The sequence below is a fragment of the Gammaproteobacteria bacterium genome (genome assembly GCA_013214945.1).
Classification (GTDB): domain Bacteria; phylum Pseudomonadota; class Gammaproteobacteria; order Enterobacterales; family Psychrobiaceae; genus Psychrobium.
This window is the reverse complement of the sequence record JABSRT010000013.1, coordinates 38,659-57,839: the sequence shown is the minus strand read 5'-3', so window position 1 is coordinate 57,839 and position 19,181 is coordinate 38,659. Positions and strand designations below refer to the sequence as shown.

The 19,181-nt window shown below is 44.5% G+C and carries 13 protein-coding genes; 10 read left to right on the top strand and 3 right to left on the bottom strand.

The annotated features are described in order from the left end of the window. The first annotated feature begins 122 nt into the window (after nt 1–122). The 3 genes from recJ to lysS all read left to right on the top strand — a co-directional run bounded on the left by recJ (nt 123) and on the right by lysS (nt 4,706). Complete coding sequence (gene recJ / locus HRU23_11600) at nt 123–1,856, top strand: single-stranded-DNA-specific exonuclease RecJ (protein NRA54780.1); 1,734 nt, start codon at nt 123–125, stop codon at nt 1,854–1,856. Between the two features lie 207 nt (nt 1,857–2,063). Beyond that, a complete protein-coding gene (gene prfB / locus HRU23_11595; protein ID NRA54779.1) occupies nt 2,064–3,161 on the top strand; it encodes a peptide chain release factor 2 in 1,098 nt (365 codons plus the stop codon). Nucleotides 3,162–3,185: 24 nt separating this feature from the next. Beyond that, nucleotides 3,186–4,706 carry a lysine--tRNA ligase gene (gene lysS / locus HRU23_11590; GenBank protein ID NRA54778.1) on the top strand — a complete coding sequence of 507 codons (1,521 nt, stop codon included), beginning with the start codon at nt 3,186–3,188 and terminating at the stop codon, nt 4,704–4,706. 118 nt (nt 4,707–4,824) lie between these two features. Here lysS and HRU23_11585 read toward each other — a convergent pair whose 3' ends face one another. Next, nucleotides 4,825–6,072, bottom strand: a complete 1,248-nt coding sequence (locus HRU23_11585) for a radical SAM protein (GenBank protein ID NRA54777.1) — start codon at nt 6,070–6,072, stop codon at nt 4,825–4,827. A 430-nt stretch (nt 6,073–6,502) separates the two neighbouring features. Then, nucleotides 6,503–8,566 carry a TonB-dependent receptor gene (locus HRU23_11580; GenBank protein ID NRA54776.1) on the bottom strand — a complete coding sequence of 688 codons (2,064 nt, stop codon included), beginning with the start codon at nt 8,564–8,566 and terminating at the stop codon, nt 6,503–6,505. Between the two features lie 283 nt (nt 8,567–8,849). Here HRU23_11580 and HRU23_11575 point away from each other — a divergent pair, with 283 nt between their 5' ends. The 6 genes from HRU23_11575 to HRU23_11550 all read left to right on the top strand — a co-directional run bounded on the left by HRU23_11575 (nt 8,850) and on the right by HRU23_11550 (nt 16,480). Beyond that, entirely contained in the window at nt 8,850–9,806 is a 957-nt protein-coding gene (locus tag HRU23_11575) for a LysR family transcriptional regulator (GenBank protein ID NRA54775.1), read from the top strand. A gap of 246 nt (nt 9,807–10,052) precedes the next feature. Then, entirely contained in the window at nt 10,053–11,489 is a 1,437-nt protein-coding gene (eat, locus tag HRU23_11570) for an ethanolamine permease (GenBank protein ID NRA54774.1), read from the top strand. Between the two features lie 51 nt (nt 11,490–11,540). Then, a complete protein-coding gene (locus tag HRU23_11565) occupies nt 11,541–12,911 on the top strand; it encodes a glutamine synthetase (protein ID NRA54773.1) in 1,371 nt (456 codons plus the stop codon). 193 nt (nt 12,912–13,104) lie between these two features. After that, a complete protein-coding gene (locus HRU23_11560; protein NRA54772.1) occupies nt 13,105–14,496 on the top strand; it encodes an aldehyde dehydrogenase family protein in 1,392 nt (463 codons plus the stop codon). Nucleotides 14,497–14,508: 12 nt separating this feature from the next. Next, nucleotides 14,509–15,678 carry an iron-containing alcohol dehydrogenase gene (locus HRU23_11555; GenBank protein ID NRA54771.1) on the top strand — a complete coding sequence of 390 codons (1,170 nt, stop codon included), beginning with the start codon at nt 14,509–14,511 and terminating at the stop codon, nt 15,676–15,678. 97 nt (nt 15,679–15,775) lie between these two features. Next, on the top strand, nt 15,776–16,480 hold the full coding sequence (locus tag HRU23_11550) for a GMP synthase (GenBank protein NRA54770.1): 705 nt from the start codon (nt 15,776–15,778) through the stop codon (nt 16,478–16,480). Between the two features lie 125 nt (nt 16,481–16,605). On the opposite strand, the gene HRU23_11545 is transcribed toward HRU23_11550, so the two are convergent. Further along, the gene (locus tag HRU23_11545) at nt 16,606–16,812 is read right to left on the bottom strand and encodes a hypothetical protein (protein NRA54769.1); all 207 of its coding nucleotides are present in this window, start codon (nt 16,810–16,812) and stop codon (nt 16,606–16,608) included. A 523-nt stretch (nt 16,813–17,335) separates the two neighbouring features. Between HRU23_11545 and HRU23_11540 the strand changes: the two genes are divergently transcribed. After that, nucleotides 17,336–19,177, top strand: a complete 1,842-nt coding sequence (locus tag HRU23_11540) for an EAL domain-containing protein (GenBank protein NRA54768.1) — start codon at nt 17,336–17,338, stop codon at nt 19,175–19,177. Nucleotides 19,178–19,181: the final 4 nt, after the last annotated feature.

Here is a 19,181-nt window from a genome sequence, read left to right as displayed (position 1 = left end):
TACAGAGTTGTGATTAAAGGCTAATTATCGTTTGAGCGAGTGGCTTTAGCAACAAAAAATACGTAGCAGCCACGGCTACGTGCTATGCTGGCGGGGTTTATTACTCTGCTAAAGGTCTTGTTGTGGAACCTACTATTGTACGTCGCGAACTAGCTGATTGTTCTCATCTTAATTTTATTGCGTTGCCCTTGTTGCAACGAGTTTACGCCAGTCGCGGCATTAGCGGGGCTAAAGATTTAGAGTACCAATTAAAAAACTTACTCAACCCGGCGACTCTAAAAGACAGTGGCAAAGCCGCTGATTTATTGTTTGAGGCGATCACTAATCAGCAAAAGATTATTATCGTTGGCGATTTTGATGCCGACGGTGCAACCTCAACCGCATTATCGTTATTAACCTTACGTCGTTTTGGCGCCGCTGATGTCGATTTTATTGTGCCAAATCGCTTTGACTTTGGTTATGGCTTGTCGGTGCCGATTGTTGATATTGCCCATCAGCAGGGCGCAAAACTTATTATGACGGTTGATAATGGCATTTCATCAATCGACGGAGTGGCGCGTGCTAAAGAACTTGGCATGACCGTGGTTGTTACCGACCATCACCTTGCTGGCTCGCAGCTACCGATTGCTGATGCGATTGTTAACCCGAACCAACCAGACTGTACCTTTGCCAGCAAGAACTTGGCCGGAGTTGGCGTGGCGTTTTATGTGATGCTGGCATTGCGCGCTAAAATGCGTCAGCAAAACTATTTTGAGCAAACAGGTTTGGCCGAGCCAAACATGGCCGAATATCTCGATATTGTGGCGCTTGGCACCGTGGCCGACGTTGTGCCGCTTGATAACAACAACCGTATTTTGGTTGACCAAGGTATTGCGCGCATTAAAGCCGGCCGTTGTCGTCCGGGCATTAAAGCGCTACTTGAAATTGCTAACCGTAATATCTCACGCTGTGTGGCCAGTGACATGGGCTTTGCAATTGGTCCTCGCTTAAACGCCGCTGGTCGGCTTGACGATATGTCGTTAGGCATTTTATGTTTAACCACCGACGACTTTGCTCAGGCCAAGCAGATAGCGATCGAGCTAGACGACTTTAATAAAGATCGCCGTGAAATTGAGGCGGGCATGCAGCAAGAAGCGTTAGACATTATCGCTAAACTGCCGTTTAGCGAAGCTGAGGGCGAAGTTCCTTTTGCGTTCGCGCTGTTTCATCCTGACTGGCACCAAGGGGTCAGTGGCATCGTAGCCTCACGCATTAAAGACAAATTCCACCGCCCAGTTATTGTGTTTGCTGACGCCGGTGATGGCGAGCTAAAAGGATCTGGTCGCTCAATTGAAGGGCTGCATTTACGCGATTTACTTGAGCGAGTTAATACGCTGGCACCTGGGCTTATCCTGAAATTTGGTGGCCACGCAATGGCTGCTGGCTTGTCGATTAAACAAGATGATTATAAGAAGTTTGCCGAATTATTTGAGCAATTGGCACAAGAAATACTGACCCCAGAGCAGCTCAGTGGCAAAATTCATTCTGATGGCGAACTTATTGCGAGCGAATTTAATCTTGAGGTTGCGCAGCAATTACGATCTGCGGGTCCGTGGGGCCAGGGGTTCCCTGAGCCGTGTTTCGATGGTAAGTTCCGCGTTATACAGCAACGCATCGTCGGCCAAAAGCACCTTAAATTAGTGCTCGAACCTGAAGGCTCAAAGGTTGTTATCGACGCCATTGCCTTTAATATTGACCCAATGGTATGGCCAAACCCGAATATTGAATGGGTTGAGGTCGCTTACCGACTTGATATTAATGAATTTCGTAACAAACAGTCGTTGCAGTTAATGGTTGAACATTTAATCCCGCTTTAGCGATAAAGTTGGATATGCCGCAGTAATAGCCTAATGCTGTGGTACACCACCATCATGTTGTGTGCATCCGCTTCATTTATCGATTGAACTTGGCCAGTAATAGCTGGCTTAATTTTCGAATAATTTCTGTATCGACCGCTATAAATCAGTGCGTTTTTTAGGTAGAATAGACGGCTTTTTATATTCCAACTGATGGTGTATTTTCAAATGTTCGAAGTTAATCCAGTTAAATACAAAGTCGACGATTTACGTCAACGTTCCGACGTGCTTCGGGGGTATCTTGACTACGACCAAAATAACGAAAGGTTAATCGAGGTTACTAAAGAACTTGAAGACTCAGCGGTATGGAACGAGCCGGAACGAGCGCAAGCCTTAGGTAAAGAGCGCGCTAATCTTGAAGCGATAGTTAATACCATCGACCGGATGGAAACTGGGCTTGAAGATGTCGAAGGTTTGGTTGAGCTGGCGGTTGAAGCCGACGATCAGGAAACGTTCGACGAAGCCGTCGTAGAGCTTGCAAGCTTAGAGCAACAGTTGGAAAAACTCGAATTTCGTCGTATGTTTAGTGGTGCTAATGATGTTAATAACTGCTACATGGATATTCAGTCTGGCTCTGGCGGTACCGAAGCGCAAGATTGGGCTAATATGGTCTTGCGGATGTATTTACGCTGGGGTGAAGCCAAAGGTTTCAAGGTCGAATTAATGGAAGTGTCTGCCGGTGAAGTTGCTGGCATTAAAGGCGCAACAATTAAGTTTAGTGGTGAATATGCCCACGGCTGGTTGCGTACTGAAAGTGGCGTTCACCGTTTGGTGCGAAAATCGCCGTTTGACTCAGGCTCGCGTCGTCACACCTCGTTTTGTTCAGCGTTTGTTTATCCTGAAATTGACGACGATATTGAAATAGAGATTAATCCGGCTGATTTACGAATTGATACCTACCGCGCGTCAGGCGCTGGTGGTCAGCACGTTAACAAGACCGATTCGGCGATCCGAATTACTCACTTGCCGACTAATACCGTGGTGCAGTGTCAGAGCGATCGCTCACAACACAAAAACCGCGCAGCAGCAATGAAGCAGTTAAAAGGCAAGTTATACGAGCTGGAAATTGATAAGCAAAATGAAGACAAACAACAGCTTGAAGACGGCAAAGCAGACATAGGTTGGGGCAGTCAAATTCGCTCTTACGTGCTTGACGCTTCAAGAATAAAAGATTTACGTACTGGAATAGAAAGTTCCAATACCGGTGCCGTATTAGACGGTGATTTAGACAAATTTATTGAAGCCAGCTTAAAAAGCGGCTTGTAAACAACGATCAACAGTGGAATAAACATGAGCGAACAAAATAGCCCAGCAAATGAAGAAGTGGTAGACGTAAACGAATTGGTTGCCCAGCGTCGTGCCAAATTAGACGCAATGCGTGAGAAAGGTCAGGCATTCCCTAACGATTTCCGTCGTAAAGACATTTCTGACGATCTGCACCTTGCCTATGGCGACAAAGACAAAGAAGAGCTCGAAGCGCTTAATGTTGAAGTTGCTATCGCAGGTCGCATGATGACGCGCCGTATTATGGGTAAAGCAGCGTTTGCGACTATTCAAGACATGGGTACGCGAATTCAGGTTTATGTTGCTCGTGACTTATTAGCTGAAGGCTTTTATAACACCGAATTTAAAAAGTGGGATTTGGGCGATATTATTGCTGCAACGGGTACCTTGTTTAAAACCAAAACAGGTGAATTATCGGTTCGTTGTAACGAAGTACGTTTGCTGACTAAAGCATTACGTCCGTTACCAGATAAATTCCACGGTTTGTCAGATCAAGAGACTTGTTATCGTCAGCGTTATTTAGATTTGATCGCCAACGAAAAATCACGTGAAGTATTTAAAATTCGCTCTAAAGTAGTTGCATTCATCCGTAACTATCTAACGCAAAAGAACTTCATGGAAGTTGAAACGCCAATGATGCAAGTGATCCCTGGTGGCGCAACGGCTCGTCCATTTAAGACGTTCCACAACGCATTAGACATGGACATGTACCTGCGTATCGCCCCAGAGCTTAACCTTAAGCGCTTGGTTGTTGGTGGTTTTGAAAACGTGTTTGAAATTAACCGTAGTTTCCGTAACGAAGGTCTTTCAACGCGTCATAACCCTGAATTCACTATGCTTGAGTTCTACTGGGGTTATGCTGATTTCAACATGTTGATGGATTTGACCGAAGACATGTTACGTGAACTTGCGCTTAGCGTTAAAGGCACCACAGAAATTACTTATCAAGGCAACTCGTTTGACTTTGGCAAGGCATTTGATCGTTTAACAGTGGTTGAGGCAATCTTAAAATATACGCCTGGTACTACGGTTGAGCAAGTGAATGACATGGAACAAGCAACTGCTATCGCTAAAGGCCTTGGCATTGATGTTAAAGACAACTGGGGCTTAGGAAAAATTCAAATCGAAATATTTGAAGAAACCGGCGAGCACCAGTTAATGCAGCCAACATTCATTACTGAATACCCAGCAGAAGTTTCACCGCTGGCGCGTCGTAATGATAACAACCCATTTATCACTGACCGTTTCGAGTTCTTCGTTGGTGGTCGTGAAATTGCTAACGGTTTCTCTGAATTAAACGATTCTGAAGATCAAGACCAGCGTTTCCTTGAGCAAGTTGCTCAAAAAGATGCAGGCGATGACGAAGCAATGTTCTACGACGCTGACTACATTACAGCGCTAGAATACGGCCTACCACCAACCGCTGGTGAAGGCATTGGTATTGACCGTTTAGTGATGTTATACACTGACTCTCCGTCAATCCGTGACGTATTATTGTTCCCACACATGCGTCCTGTTGCTGAATAATTTCAGCATGTATTTCAGGGTCAGTTGACCGGTTCAAAGCCTCGCATTCGCGGGGCTTTGTTGTTTCTGGGAGATGTAATTAATGGGGTTAGTATAAGTTCTTATATAATAATGAACATTATGCAGCATTCTGGTATGCGCTTAATTTATGGGCCAAACGTTGCATTTGCAACCACTCGCTTTTGGTAAAGCTATCACAAGAGACAACATGCGGAATATCACTGGCATCGATGACTTCTTGTTGAATATTAAATTGCTGTTGTTCGTCAGCCAGCTTAGTGCCTTCAAGCAACATCAACGGAAATGCTTTTATGATGGCGACATTTCGAGTTTGTAGGTAATCAATACTGGCACTGAAGCTGTCGAGCGTTTGTCCCGGTAAGCCGTAAATAAGGCTTACCTCAAATGGTTGCTGCCACTGCTGCAAAAGCTTGATAGCTTTGCCGACTTTGTTCATATTGTTCGCCCGTTCGATCGTTTTCGCTACATCTTTATCTATTGTCTGTAAGCCAAATTCTAAATGGACATTAAGCTTGGAACACAAGCGTAGAAACTCATCATTAATCTTTTCAAAACGGACTTGAAAAGACAGCAATGCCTGTAAATTAATTGAAATTGCATATTCTAAAATCTCGATATGATTGGGTTCGAGATTAAAGATAGGATCAAGTACATTAATTTTTTTGACGTTTTTACTTTTAAACAAATCCAGCTCTTGCTTGATTTTATCCATCGCTAACAAATGAACTTTTTTATGGGTTAAATCACGATGGGCGCAAAAATTACACTTAAAAACACAACCACGGCGCGTTTCCCAGTGGATCATCTCTTGATCTTGGCTCAGGCTAATTGTGTGATCCAAATAGGGTGAGGGCAGTGTCGCCATGTCGATGTCTTTTTTTATAAACCGGCTGGTAATTGCCAAATCATCTAAAATAGCTTCAGGCAATGCTGCTTCGGCATAGCCAGCGATATAGAAATCAGCGCTCGGATAAAGCTTGCGGCAACTGTCTTCATGAATTTGATAACCTCCCAAAATCACTTTGCCGCGAAAGCCCATTTGCTTGCACTTTTTGATCAACGGCTCAATTAAGCGCGAGCTCCAGACATAACAGGCCAACGCTAAGCGGTCGATATTGGCCAAGGGCAGTTTATCGTTAATCATCTTGGCGACGTCATCAACCTTAGGTTGTGATTGCGTGGCGAATTGCATTGAAATAGGCAAATGTTCAATGACAAATTCAGTGTTGTATTGTGGGTGATGGCGACAAGCAGAAATGAGACTTCCCGCGGCAAGGCCTGTCCCAGTTTTTCCACGCTGGGTAAAATCAAAAGTAACTAATAACGATTTTCTTATTTTTTTCATCGTAATAAATCCATTTAAAAACGACAACAAAATGATATGCAGGGTTAATCAATACGCTCAACGCTTTTTAACTGATAATTAGCGCAGATGAATTAATTCTTTAGAATCGAGCGGTCTAAGTTGCCTTTATTCGTTATTTTAATCAAGCACCCTTTCAAGCAATTTGGTTAAAAGTTAACTAAATAAAAACCAAATAAAGGGCAGGCATAACTAAATCGTTGATAAAAATAATTTCGAGAGGCTACCAAGCTGTTAAAAGTAGCTCGAATCAAATTCGCCCTAACGGATTTATCTTTAAGTTTTCGGCTTGAGTGGATTGATCGGAGTTTGGTTGGAATTTGGAAGTGCTGGTACCTGAAATATTATCATATGGGTGTTAAGCCCGAATCGACGATATCAAATGATACCGTCATTTTGAGAAGGGCTCAGCTTAGAATTGATAATCCATTGCGATGTGCATTGCACGGCCTTTAGCGCTAATGCGCTCGCCAACGGTAAGCTCACTACCTCCTGCGCGATTTAATCCGGCCAGGTGTGGCTGGTATTGCTTGTCTAATAAATTGGTCACACCAAAGGTAAGCGATAAGTCAGTATTGACATCATAACTAGCCTGCCAGTCAACAACGGCATAACCAGCACTGGTTTTTTCGTTATTTAATGATGACACCTTGTTTTGCTTATCAAAAGCATGGAGCGATAATTTACTTTGCCATTGTTCCGCTGAGTAGTTTAACGAAATTTGGCTGTTCAATGGGCTAATGCGATATAAATTATCGTTACTATCATCGTGCTTACCGCGAACGTAGTTAACCAAGCCACTTAATGAAAATGCCTCGTTGATTGGCGCGCGCCAGTTGACATCTAAGCCATAAATCGTAGCGTCTATATTGCTAAATTGTAACGGCGACGTATCGCCCATCATACTAGCAACCATTATCACTTTAGGGTTTTGTGCAGCGTCGACAGTCATGCCTTGGATGTAATCTTTAATCTTCTGGTAATAGATGTGGGGTTCAAAGCTAATACCGTTTGCCTGATAATGCGTACCAATATCAATTTGATAAGCCGTTTCTGGGTCTAGGTTAACATCACCAATGTAGGTCTTACCATCAGCTAAGCCACCTGTTGCTTGCATTGGCAGCCATAAATAGCGCTCTTGATAACTTGGAGCGCGTTGCTTAACGCCGACACCGGTAATTAAGGTCCAGTCTTGATTAATAATGTATTGGTTGTTGGCCACCAAATCAAAGGTGGTATCAGATACACTTTTATCTTGTTGATTAAAGGCAGTTTGCAATGCTAGCACTGGTGTACCCGGCATCGCCATTGAGCTAAACACATTAGCTGCATCGGCGTGATTAAACTTAATACGAGCGCCGAGGGTGTAAGTAACCGTTTCTGACTCTTGGCTATATTGGGTAAAGACAGAGTGGCGTGAATCTTTAACGTTATTGAAGTTAGTGATCTTAAACATAGGGTTATTCGGGTTGGTAATATCAGCATTGTGTTTAGCACTGACACCATCGATCCCAAATAACCATTGCTGATAGGCCACAGTAAGCTGGTAATCGAAAGTTTTGGCTTGTGCTGTGGTATAGCGGTGCATTGCCGACATTGGGTTAGTGCGTTGCTGGAAGTTATCCATGCCATGGCTGGCATCTTGATAGCCCATGGTCCAAGTTAGGAGGTAATCATCAGCTGTATACTCGCCGTCAATATTAATGCGGTCTGAGTCAATGTAATCAATGTCCATTGGCAACGCTGGGGTGCCGGTTTGATCTGTTTTAGCATAATGCCAAGACGTGGCCAGGGTTAAATTATCTTTGCCATAGCGTAGATCGATGCCTGCTTGAGTTTTGTCATATTGGGTTGATTTTACGGTACGGCTGTCCGCGTCTTGATAATCGTCTGCTTGTTGCTGATTGACATAAATTAGCGCTGCAAAGTTATTGCCGCTGGCCTCGATATTGCCACTTAGCGTTGTTGCATCGTTGTGCTCGTTGTAATTAGCGTGAGCCATACCGTGTATGGCTTGCTCTTCGCTAGGCTGCGCACGTTTTAGCTGCACATCGACCGCGCCACCAATGGTGTCTATGCCACTTGCAACAGGTGCTATACCACGATAAAGCGATAGAGACTCTATCATCACTGGGTTTAAATAGGTCAGTGGTGCGTCCATCGCATTTGGGCCGGCGCTGACAATTGGGTGACCACCAATGTTCTTGGCAACTCGGTTGCCAAACATGCCTCGGTATTGCGCAATCCCCGTAATCGGGCCATTTTTATTAACACTGGCACCCGGAATGGTATTAAGCCAATCGGCAACATCAGGTTCAATATAATTACCATCAGCAAACGAATTGTCGTTGACTATACGTGGTGCAGAAATGGTAATAACATCGATCGCATCTGATGACTGATTTGGGGTGTTGGCAAAAACTTGCGGCACAAACAACAGGCTTGATATTAAAGCGCTTAGTGGATTAACTTTCATGGTTGTAACTCTATCTGACTGAATGTGATGGTTATTTTGTATTTTAGTTGATGGCAATACAAACCGTTCTGCGCAAGTGCGGCAATATGTCGCAGCTAAAAAATTAAAATTGTCTGTTTAATTAAAAGACAATAAAACCTTTGATTTAACACATCAAACAACCGGTATAAAATCAGTAAACTATCAGAAACACTTTATTAGTCATTAGACTAATGACGCTGTTGCATTTATCGCCTGATGTTTTACTCTGTTTTTTCAGCATAATCGATTGAGAGAAGCAGGGATGATCGGCAGTTTTGATTTTGATTTAAGGTCGCTCGAGATATTTGTTCATACGGTGGAGGCAGGTAACATGACCACGGCCGCCGAGCGCATGGGCACGACCCAGCCGGCCATTTCGCAAGCCTTAACTAATTTAGAAAAATCATTGGAGCTTACACTGCTCGATCGCACGGTAAGGCCGCTTGAAGTGACCGCCGCCGGACGATTCTTATATGACAGCGCCCGTAACATCCTCGCGCAGGCTCGTAAAACGAACGGCGATATGCGCCAAGCAAATTACAATAAACTCAATCATGTCAACATCGCGATGGTCGACTCTTTAGTGACCGCCTTAGCGCCAGCGTTAATTAAAACAGTAGAGCAGCATGTCAGCGGCTGGTCGATTAGTACGGGTTTATCTCATTTGCATGCCAATGCGTTAATGTCGCGCCATGTTGATATGATTTTGTCCGACGACGCGCTGGAGCAGCATGATAATTTAAGTCGTTACCGCATTTTGCGTGAACCATTTGTGCTCGTGGTGCCTAAATCGCAATCTATTGAATTTAAAGATTTAGGTCAGCTGGTGGCGCAATTGGGCTTTATCCGTTACAGCAGCGATTCATTAATTGGTTTAACGGTAGAGCGTTACTTAAAGCGAGCGCAGATTGACCCTCCGATGTGTTTAAAACTCGATAATACCTTCGCTATTCTCTCGTCTGTGGCGGCTGGTCTAGGCTGGACCATCACAACGCCTCTGTGTTTATTTCAAAACGGCATTAGCAATAAAGACGTAACTTGTTTGCCCCTACCCGGCGATTCTTTGTTTAGAAACTTGGTGCTAGTGAGTCGCGATAACGGGCTGTGGCAATTACCAAAAATTATAGCGAACGATAGTCAGGCTATTTTGGCTGGGGAATTTACCAACTACATTAATCACCACTTAGCTTGGCTAAAAGAGCAAATTAAAATTGGTTAATGGTCTTTGTTTCTATTTTTTGATCCGAAAGTTCTGATTTTTAGAGCACTCTTATTTAGGTTACTAACTGATATTTAATGTTTTTTAGCTAGTATTAGTTTTACTTATACTAAGAGTGGGCAGCTAACTTATTCTATTTGAAACACTAACTTAGCCGTATTAGTATCGATTTGGGTTGCTAATTCGGTGACGATAAATTGACCGCGTCGCAACATTCTCATAATAATAATTTAGAGGGAGTTATGCATGTCAGATACAAATAGTGCCTCAACCGTTGGTTACGAAGAGGTCGCAGCAGATTATTTAGAAAACAGGCAGCTAAAAAAAGGGGTTGCCGGTTGGATATTATTAGCCAGTTTGGGGGTTTCCTATGTGATATCAGGTGACTTTGCCGGTTGGAATTTCGGGTTAGCCCAAGGGGGATTTGGTGGCATGTTGATTGCGACCATCGCCATGGCGTTAATGTATAGCTGCATGGTATTTGGCTTGGCTGAGTTGTCGGCGTCGTTACCAACCGCAGGTGGTGGTTACAGTTTTGCGCGTCGCGCGATGGGGCCATGGGGTGGGTTTTTAACGGGTACCGCGGTGTTGTTAGAATACTCGATTGCTCCGGCTGCAATCGCAGTATTTATTGGTGCTTATGTCAATGAAATATTTGGCTTTAATGGCCCAATGGTTTATGCCGCTTGTTATATTGTTTTTATTGGCATTCATTTATACGGGGCGGGTGAGGCGCTAAAAATAATGATGGTGATTACCGGTATTGCGGTGATTGCTTTATTGGTCTTCGCTTTGGGTTTAATTCCATATTTTGACGCCAATAACCTATTTGATATTGCGGTTAATGAAAGCGCGGTTGGCGCGAGTAAGTTTTTACCCGAGGGCTATATCGGAATTTGGAGTGCGATTCCTTTTGCAATTTGGTTGTTCCTTGCCGTGGAAGGGGTGCCGTTAGCCGCTGAAGAAACCACTAATCCGGGTAAAGACATGCCGCGTGGCATTATTACTGCAATGGCCATTTTATTAGTCTTTGCTGCCTTGGTCTTGTTTATCGCGCCGGGCGTGGCAGGTTCTGACATGATGAAAGATCATGGGGCACCGTTAGTTGGCGCGCTGCAAGTTGTTTATGGTGAAAACTCAGCCATTGCCACGTTCGTTAATATCGTTGGTCTGTTTGGTTTAGTCGCGAGCTTCTTTTCTATTATCTTTGCTTATTCTCGCCAAGTATTTGCCTTGTCACGTGCGGGTTATTTACCGCGTTTTCTATCGGTGACTGGCGATCGGAAAGTGCCAGTTATGGCGTTGATTGTGCCAGGTATTTTCGGGTTTTTACTGTCGTTAACCGGCGAAGGCGACTTAATGATTACGATGGCGGTATTTGGCGCCACGATTTCATACGCCTTAATGATGTTGTCGCACATTCTTTTACGCATTAAAGAGCCTAACTTAGAGCGCCCTTATCGTACGCCGGGTGGTGTCGTCACCACGGGCATAGCCTTTGTGTTAGCGATTATTGCGTTCATTAGTACCTTTGTTGTTAGTCTGGAAGCGGCCTTATGGTCTGGGGTGTTTTACGCTATTTTGGTCGCTTATTTTGCGCTATATAGTCGTCATCACTTGGTTGGCAAGGTACCAGAAGAAGAGTTTGCCGCTATTTCACAAGCCGAATCAGAGCTTAATTAAAGTTAATTGGCTGAGGCCCTCGGCCTTGGCCAATTGCGATAAGGAAAGATTATGATAGATCCAAGGACTGTTAAGACCGTGGCTGATGCCAAGCATATTATCGAGCAACGTGGCCTCACTCATATTAAGGTAGGTTTGTTCGACGTTGATGGTGTGATGCGTGGTAAGTACATGAGCAAAGAGAAGTTTTTCTCGTCGCTTGATAGTGGTTTTGCTTTTTGTGACGTCGTGTTGGGCTGGGACTCTAAAGATCAGTTATACGACAATGTTACCTATACCGGTTGGCATACTGGGTATCCTGATGCGCCGGTGCGAATTATTCCAAGCAGCTGCCGTTCGGTGCCATTTGAAGGCGATATGTTGCTATTCATTGCCGAGTTTAGTGATGGTGCTGAAGCTGTTTGTCCGCGAGCAGTATTACAAAAAACGCTGGCACGGGCTAAAAACCTAGGTTTTGATGTGACTGCCGCGTTTGAATATGAATTTTTCATGTTTAATGAAACGCCGGACTCGGTGCGTGAGAAGGGATTTAGAAATTTAAAGCCGATTACGCCTGACTTTTTTGGTTATTCGATGATCCGTAACTCGGTGCATGCCGATTTGTATCATCAATTACTTAAGCTGTCTGAGGATATGGACTTTCCTATCGAAGGTTTGCACACAGAAACCGGGCCGGGCGTGCTCGAAGCTGCACTAGCGCATGACAATGCTAGCGATGCAGCAGACAAGGCCGCGTTGTTTAAAACCTTTGTAAAAGTATGGGCCCAGCGCAATGACATGATGGCGACCTTTATGGCGAAGTGGTCAAAAGACTTGCCGGGTCAAAGTGGCCATATTCATATTTCGCTGTGCGATCTTGATGGGAAATCGGCATTTTACGATGGCAGCAAAGAATATAATATGAGCGATACTCAGCGCCATTTCTTGGCTGGACAGCAGCGATTTATGCCCGAGTTTTTAGCGATGGTCGCGCCAACGGTCAACAGTTACAGCCGGATGGTGCCAGGATTATGGGCACCGTTAGATGCCACTTGGGGCGTTGAAAATCGCACCACTGCGCTGCGGGTTATTCCGGGGTCTGAAAAATCGCAACGGGTTGAATACCGGATTGGTTCGGCCGATGCTAACCCTTATTTGGCCTTGTCGGCCGCGCTTGCTTCGGGCCTTTATGGTATCGAACATCAACTAGAGCCATTGCCTCAGGTTAAAGGCAATGCCTATGAGCAACCACAACCTACTGAAATTCATTTGCCTAGTAGCCTGTTTGAAGCCGCGATTATGTTTAAGCACTCAGAAGTTGCCAAAGAGCTATTTGGTCATGAATTTGTCGCCCATTTTGCCGCAACTCGTGAGTGGGAAGAGCGTGAATATCGTAAACACGTGACCGACTGGGAACTTGAACGCTACTTCGAAATTATTTAACTTAATTTGGCTATGTAGATGCTTGAGGTAACCAAGCTAAAGACGCTCAACTCGCCATGAACCCATCCATGGGGGCTTGGACTGGCATCCTGCTAGTAACATGGCTTACTTTAACCGGTTTACCTAGTTCTTTAATTGTAGCCTGAGTAATGCGCACAAGCATTTATTTCAATTTAATCAGATGAGTAATGATATGAGCCAAACACAGATCACCCGTTCACCGATTGATGATTCGATTTACGTTGAACGAACCTTAGCGAACCCGCAGCAAATAGAGCAGGCGCTGACGTTGGCAAAGCATGCACAGCGGCAGTGGCGCCAGTGTCCGATAGTAGAACGCCAAGCTATTTGCCACCGAATGGTTGAAGCCTTTATTGCTAACGAAGCTGAAATCGCCGAGCAACTGTGCTGGATGATGGGCCGTCCAATTCAATACGCTAAAGGTGAAGTGGCGGGCATGGTTGAGCGGGCACGTTATATGATTGATGCGGCCGAGCAAGCCTTGGCGCCTATAGAGTTAGAGCCAATGAGTGGCATTACCCGATATATCAAACGGGAGGCGCTTGGAGTCGCTTTTGTCGTGGCGCCTTGGAATTATCCGTATTTGACTGCTATTAACGCGATTATTCCGGCAATTATGGCGGGTAATGCGGTGGTGCTAAAACATTCGGCGCAAACGCCGTTGTGTGCTGAGCAGCTGGCCAGTGCGTTTGAGCAAGCTGGTTTGCCGCAGGGAATTTTTCAATATTTACATTTAAGCCACGCGGCTACCGAAAATATTATTAAAGACTCGCGAATAGATTATGTTGCCTTTACGGGCTCGGTTGCTGGTGGCGCAATGGTTGAACGCGCCAGCAGTGGCCGTTTTATTGGCGTTGGCCTTGAGCTTGGCGGCAAAGACCCTGCTTATGTCAGAGCCGATGCCGACATTAGTCATGCGGTTGAAACGACCATTGATGGGGCCTTTTTTAACTCGGGCCAGTCATGTTGCGGCATTGAGCGAATTTATGTGCACAGCGCGGTGTTTGATCAGTTTGTCGAGCAGGCGGTAGCGCTCGTTAAGCAATATAAGCTTGGTCGCTCTGATGATCCAACGACCACCTTAGGTCCTGTGGTTAAAACCGCGGCGGCTGATTTTGTGCGAGGACAAATTGACGAAGCAGTTAGTGCTGGCGCTATCGCGCATATCGATGCCGCTAATTTTCCTTTAGATCAGCCGGGCACGCCTTATTTGGCACCGCAGTTATTAACTAACGTTGATCACTCCATGCGGGTAATGACCCAAGAGAGCTTTGGCCCGGTGGTTGGCATTATGAAAGTGGCTGATGACAATGAAGCAATCGCATTAATGAATGATTCTGAATTTGGTTTAACTGCTTGTGTATTTACTAAAGATATTGAAGCTGGCATCACGATTGGTGAGCAAGTTGAGACTGGCACATTTTTCATTAATCGTTGTGACTACCTTGATCCTGCTCTGGCGTGGACTGGTGTTAAAAATTCAGGACGAGGTTGTACCTTGTCGAGCTTGGGTTATGAAGCCTTGACCCGTCCGAAGTCTTTTCATTTAAAGATTAACTTATAATAGGGAGCTGAGATGGACCTTAATAAATTTAACGCTAATTGGAATTATCCGACTAACATTCGTCACGGTATTGGCCGTGTTAAAGAACTTGCTGGCGCATGTCTGGAGCTGGGTATGAGCGCCCCATTGTTGGTTACCGATCCGGGATTGGCGCAATTGCCGATGGTCCAGCAAATTTTAGCTGACTGTCGAAAGGGTGGTTTGCGCTGTGATATCTTTGCCAAGATTAAAAGTAACCCAACGGGCGAAAATGTTACCGATGGGGTTGCGGCTTATTGGCGCGGCGAACACGATGGCGTAATTGCACTGGGTGGCGGCTCGGCACTTGACGCTGCCAAAGCGATTGCTTTAATGGTTGGTCAAGAATTGCCATTGTGGGACTTTGAAGATGTTGGTGATAACTGGACCCATGTTCGCACCGAAAGTATGGCACCGGTAGTGGCGATCCCTACCACTTCAGGCACCGGATCTGAAGTTGGGCGTGCCTCGGTGATCACTGATACTGAGCAGCAGATTAAACGCATCATATTCCACCCTAATATGTTGCCAGCAATCGTTATTTTAGATCCCCAATTAACGGTTGGTTTGCCAGCGCACATTACCGCGGCTACCGGCATGGACGCGTTGTCACATGCATTAGAGGCATACTGCGCGCCATATTTTCATCCGATGGCAGAAGGCATTGCGCTCGAGGCTATTCGTTTGGTCAAAAACTATTTACCACGCGCGACGGCCGATGGCACCGATTTAGAAGCTCGGGCTCAGGTCATGGTAGCGTCGACTATGGGGGCTACCGCATTTCAGCGCGGGTTAGGCGGCATGCATGCGCTAGCTCATCCATTGGGCGCGCTTTATGACTGTCACCACGGTTTGCTTAATGCAGTCTTGATGCCTTATGTTCTAAAAGCTAACCGCAGTGCCATTGAATCGCGCATTGAGCGTTTAGCGCGTTATTTAGAGCTGGAAGACAGCAGCTTTGATGGTTTTTTAAATTGGGTACTGACCATGCGTCAGCAGCTTGAAATCCCGCATACTTTGGCCGAGATTGGCATTGATAACGCGCAGATCGACAAAGTGGGTCAAATGGCTGAGTGCGACCCCTCAGCGGGTGGTAATCCTATGACATTTAGTGCCGAGCAATATACGGCGTTGTGTGTGGCGGCGATTAGTGGCGAGCTGTAAATTCAACTTGAACCGTACTTGAATAATGGCTGGTTTATGGATGGATCAGCCTAATACTAAGATCAAGAGAAAGGCTTCACCGAGCAAAGGAGTTATTATGATACTAGGCATTCTATTATGCGATCAGGTCCAGCCCGCCTTACGTAACGAGTTTGGCGATTATCCACAGATGTTTAGTGATATCTTGGGCCAGATTGAACCGCAAGTAGAAATACGTTATTTTTCAGCAATTGACCAACAGTTACCCAGTGACATTGATCAGTGCGATGCTTATATGACGAGCGGTAGTAAGTGTGGCGTAAACGATGACCAGGAATGGATCCGTGAGCTTGAAGATTTTATCCGGCGGCTTTACCAAGCTAATAAAGCATTGGTCGGTATTTGTTTTGGCCATCAACTGATTGCAAAGGCGTTAGGTGGTCAGGTTGAAAAATCAGCCAAAGGTTGGGGTATTGGCATTGCTGAAAGTCAGGTGCAGGTTCGTCCTGACTGGATGTCAGTAGCACCCAACAATGTCAATTTAATTGTTAGTCATCAAGACCAAATTGTTGAATTACCGCCAGCGACGACAGTGTTAATGAGCAGTGACTTTTGTCCATATAGCATGATTCTAGTGGGTCAGTGCTTTATCGGTATTCAGGGGCACCCAGAGTTCAGTCGTCAGTACTCATTGGCGCTGATGAATGCTCGACGTGATCGCATTCCTGCTGCGGTTATTGAAACCGGTGCAAGCTCGCTCAATGGTAAGGTAGATGATCTAGCCGTAATGAAATGGTTACTTAAGTTTTTAGGCCAAGTCTAAATGCTTAACCGCAAAAACAATCGCAAAAACAATCGCAAAAACAATCGCAAAAAATAATCATAAGAAAAAGCAGCAAGAAACACCGTAGGATAAAGCATATCCTGCGGTGCTAACCTGTAGTCAGGTTAATCTAACTCTAATTCAATCGTCGTACAGCCTTTAGTGCAACGGATGCTTGCGACCTTATTTTCGGCTGGTATTAATGCCAGAGGTTGTTGGCAATGTTGGCACAACACCTTATCACCGCGGCAGACTTTTTTGATCAAATTTCGTTGTTGTTGAAACGAGTTAGCAGCCTGTTTGTTCAAAGCTGAAAAATCTAATTTAGGCATAGGAAGCTACATTATTATTGATTATTACTAAAGCTAGTATCATACCTGTTTCTAATAGCGACAACCAGCCGTTACCCTTTGCGTTATCTACCAGTCATAGCGGCGATAAAGCCACTCTTTATGCTGTTAATTCAACCTAGCTTAGTTAGTTCTACTTAGTGGCTCGATCGCGGATGATAATTATTGCTGCTAAATTTTGAGTTTTATTAAATCATCGACTAGAGTTCTAAATCTTAGGCAGTCAAAGGGCTAGCGGGATGTTTCTTACAGCTTAATATGTTGTTTTTAATCTTGGTAGCCGACTAAATGTTGGCTTTATTGTCATAATTGATAGTAATGCGCAATATGTATTGGGCCAAGTTAGGTCTAAACTTTAGTGTAATAACTAGATAACTTCTTGTGCCAATGAAGCTTAATGCATTGGATTATTCGTTAAGGTGTTGATGATTGGCTGGAGAATTGAGTGATTGAACAAAAAAAAGAGTACAGGGAAATACTCAAACTTAGGCGAATGAAACGACTAATGTTATGCAAAATTTTGTTGTGCATTAGCATCGCCTTTTTATTGGTCTTTGGAGTGGTATCAATACAAAACAACTCTTATGTATTCGGTGGGCTGTTGTTGTCTTGCATGGCCGTTGGTTGTATTAGTTTGTATCTATTGCAACGAAAAAGAAATCTTAGACTCCCTATTTTACTACTCAATATTGAGTTGATTGTACTGGCCGTGGTGCTGCTGGTAACTGGTGGGATAGACAATACCGGGATGTTATGGCTTTATCCGTTGCTGGCATTTAATATTTTTGTTAATCGATTTTGGCCTGCCGCTTTGCTTTATGGCGGGTTCTTGGTGTTTAGCACTTTGCTGTTATTTACTCCGTTGTCAGGGTTGCTACTGACCAGTTACTCCTTGGTTGAATCTATTCGCTTTGAATGCACTTTATTAGCCCTTTATTTGGTTTGTCTGGCGACCTTAAAATCGGAAGAGAGTGCTTATGATAGCTTGCTGCAGATTTATAATGATGATGTGCAACATCTAGCATTTTTTGATTCGTTAACCGAGTTGCCAAATCGTCGCAGTTTTACGCTCAATTTGAGCACCGCCTTGCAGCAAGCACAAAAAAACAACCATAACTTAGCCCTTTTGTATATTGATCTCGATAACTTTAAGCAGGTCAATGACATCTATGGGCATGACGTTGGCGATAGATTATTGTTAGCTTTTGCGCGGCAATTAAAGGAGGTGGTGCGTGCTACTGATATCGACAATGCTGACACAATGCATGGCATTGCTCGAATTGGTGGTGATGAATTTGTGGTGATGTTAAATAATATTGAATCACCGGCTATTGCTAAGGTGGTTGGTCAGCGCATTCTTAATATCTTTGAGCGTGGAGTTGTGGTTGCCGGGACTAAAAAACCTGTTTATGCCAGCATTGGCATTGCGATTTATCCCAGTGATACCACATCGTCTGATGAGTTACTGCATCATGCAGATTTGGCGATGTGTGAGGCGAAAAACAAAGGGCGCAATCGACTGGAGTTTTATACTGAACAGATCAATCAACAGATCAAACATCGGCAATACATTGAAGACGCCTTAAAACTAGCGCTTGAGCAAGATTTGTTATCACTAGTATTTATGCCGATATTTAACAGTAGCAGCTTAGAGATCGCCGCGATTGAGGTGCTGGTTCGTTGTCAGAATCTTGCGGCTGAAAACATTGGCCCCGAGCAGTTTATTCCGATTGCTGAAAAGAGCGATTTAATTCAAAAAATTGATTTATGGGTGTTAGAAAATAGCTTTATTAATATTGCCAAGCTGCAACAACAAACTAGTTTTAAAGGCCGGTTTTCTATTAATATCTCGGGGGTAGAATTACTTAGCGAGTCATTCCCGCTTAAGGTTCAAGCATTATTAACACGCTATGATATTGCACCGTCGACGATTGAGTTGGAAATTACTGAAACAGCTTTGGTGTTAGATGATAAAAAGGGCATAGCGATGCTTAAGCAATTACGTGTGCTTGGACTGTCCTTGGCACTGGATGATTTTGGTACTGGATATACCGCGTTTAATCAGCTGCTGCATTATCCCGTTGATTGTCTCAAAATTGATCGTTCATTTGTTGCAGATCTCAGTTCCGAGCATCATGCGCGCAATAAAATGGTCGCTTTTATTAATAGTCTCGCTAATTTATATCAGCTGAGAGTTGTGGCAGAGGGCGTTGAAACGCAACAACAATTAGAGTATCTCCAGCAAATTAAATGTGAGTTAGTACAAGGCTGCTATTTGTCACAGCCCGTTAATTTTGAACAACTTGTTGAGTTATTAGGGAGCGAGCGCCATCATTCACTCGGTTAATCGG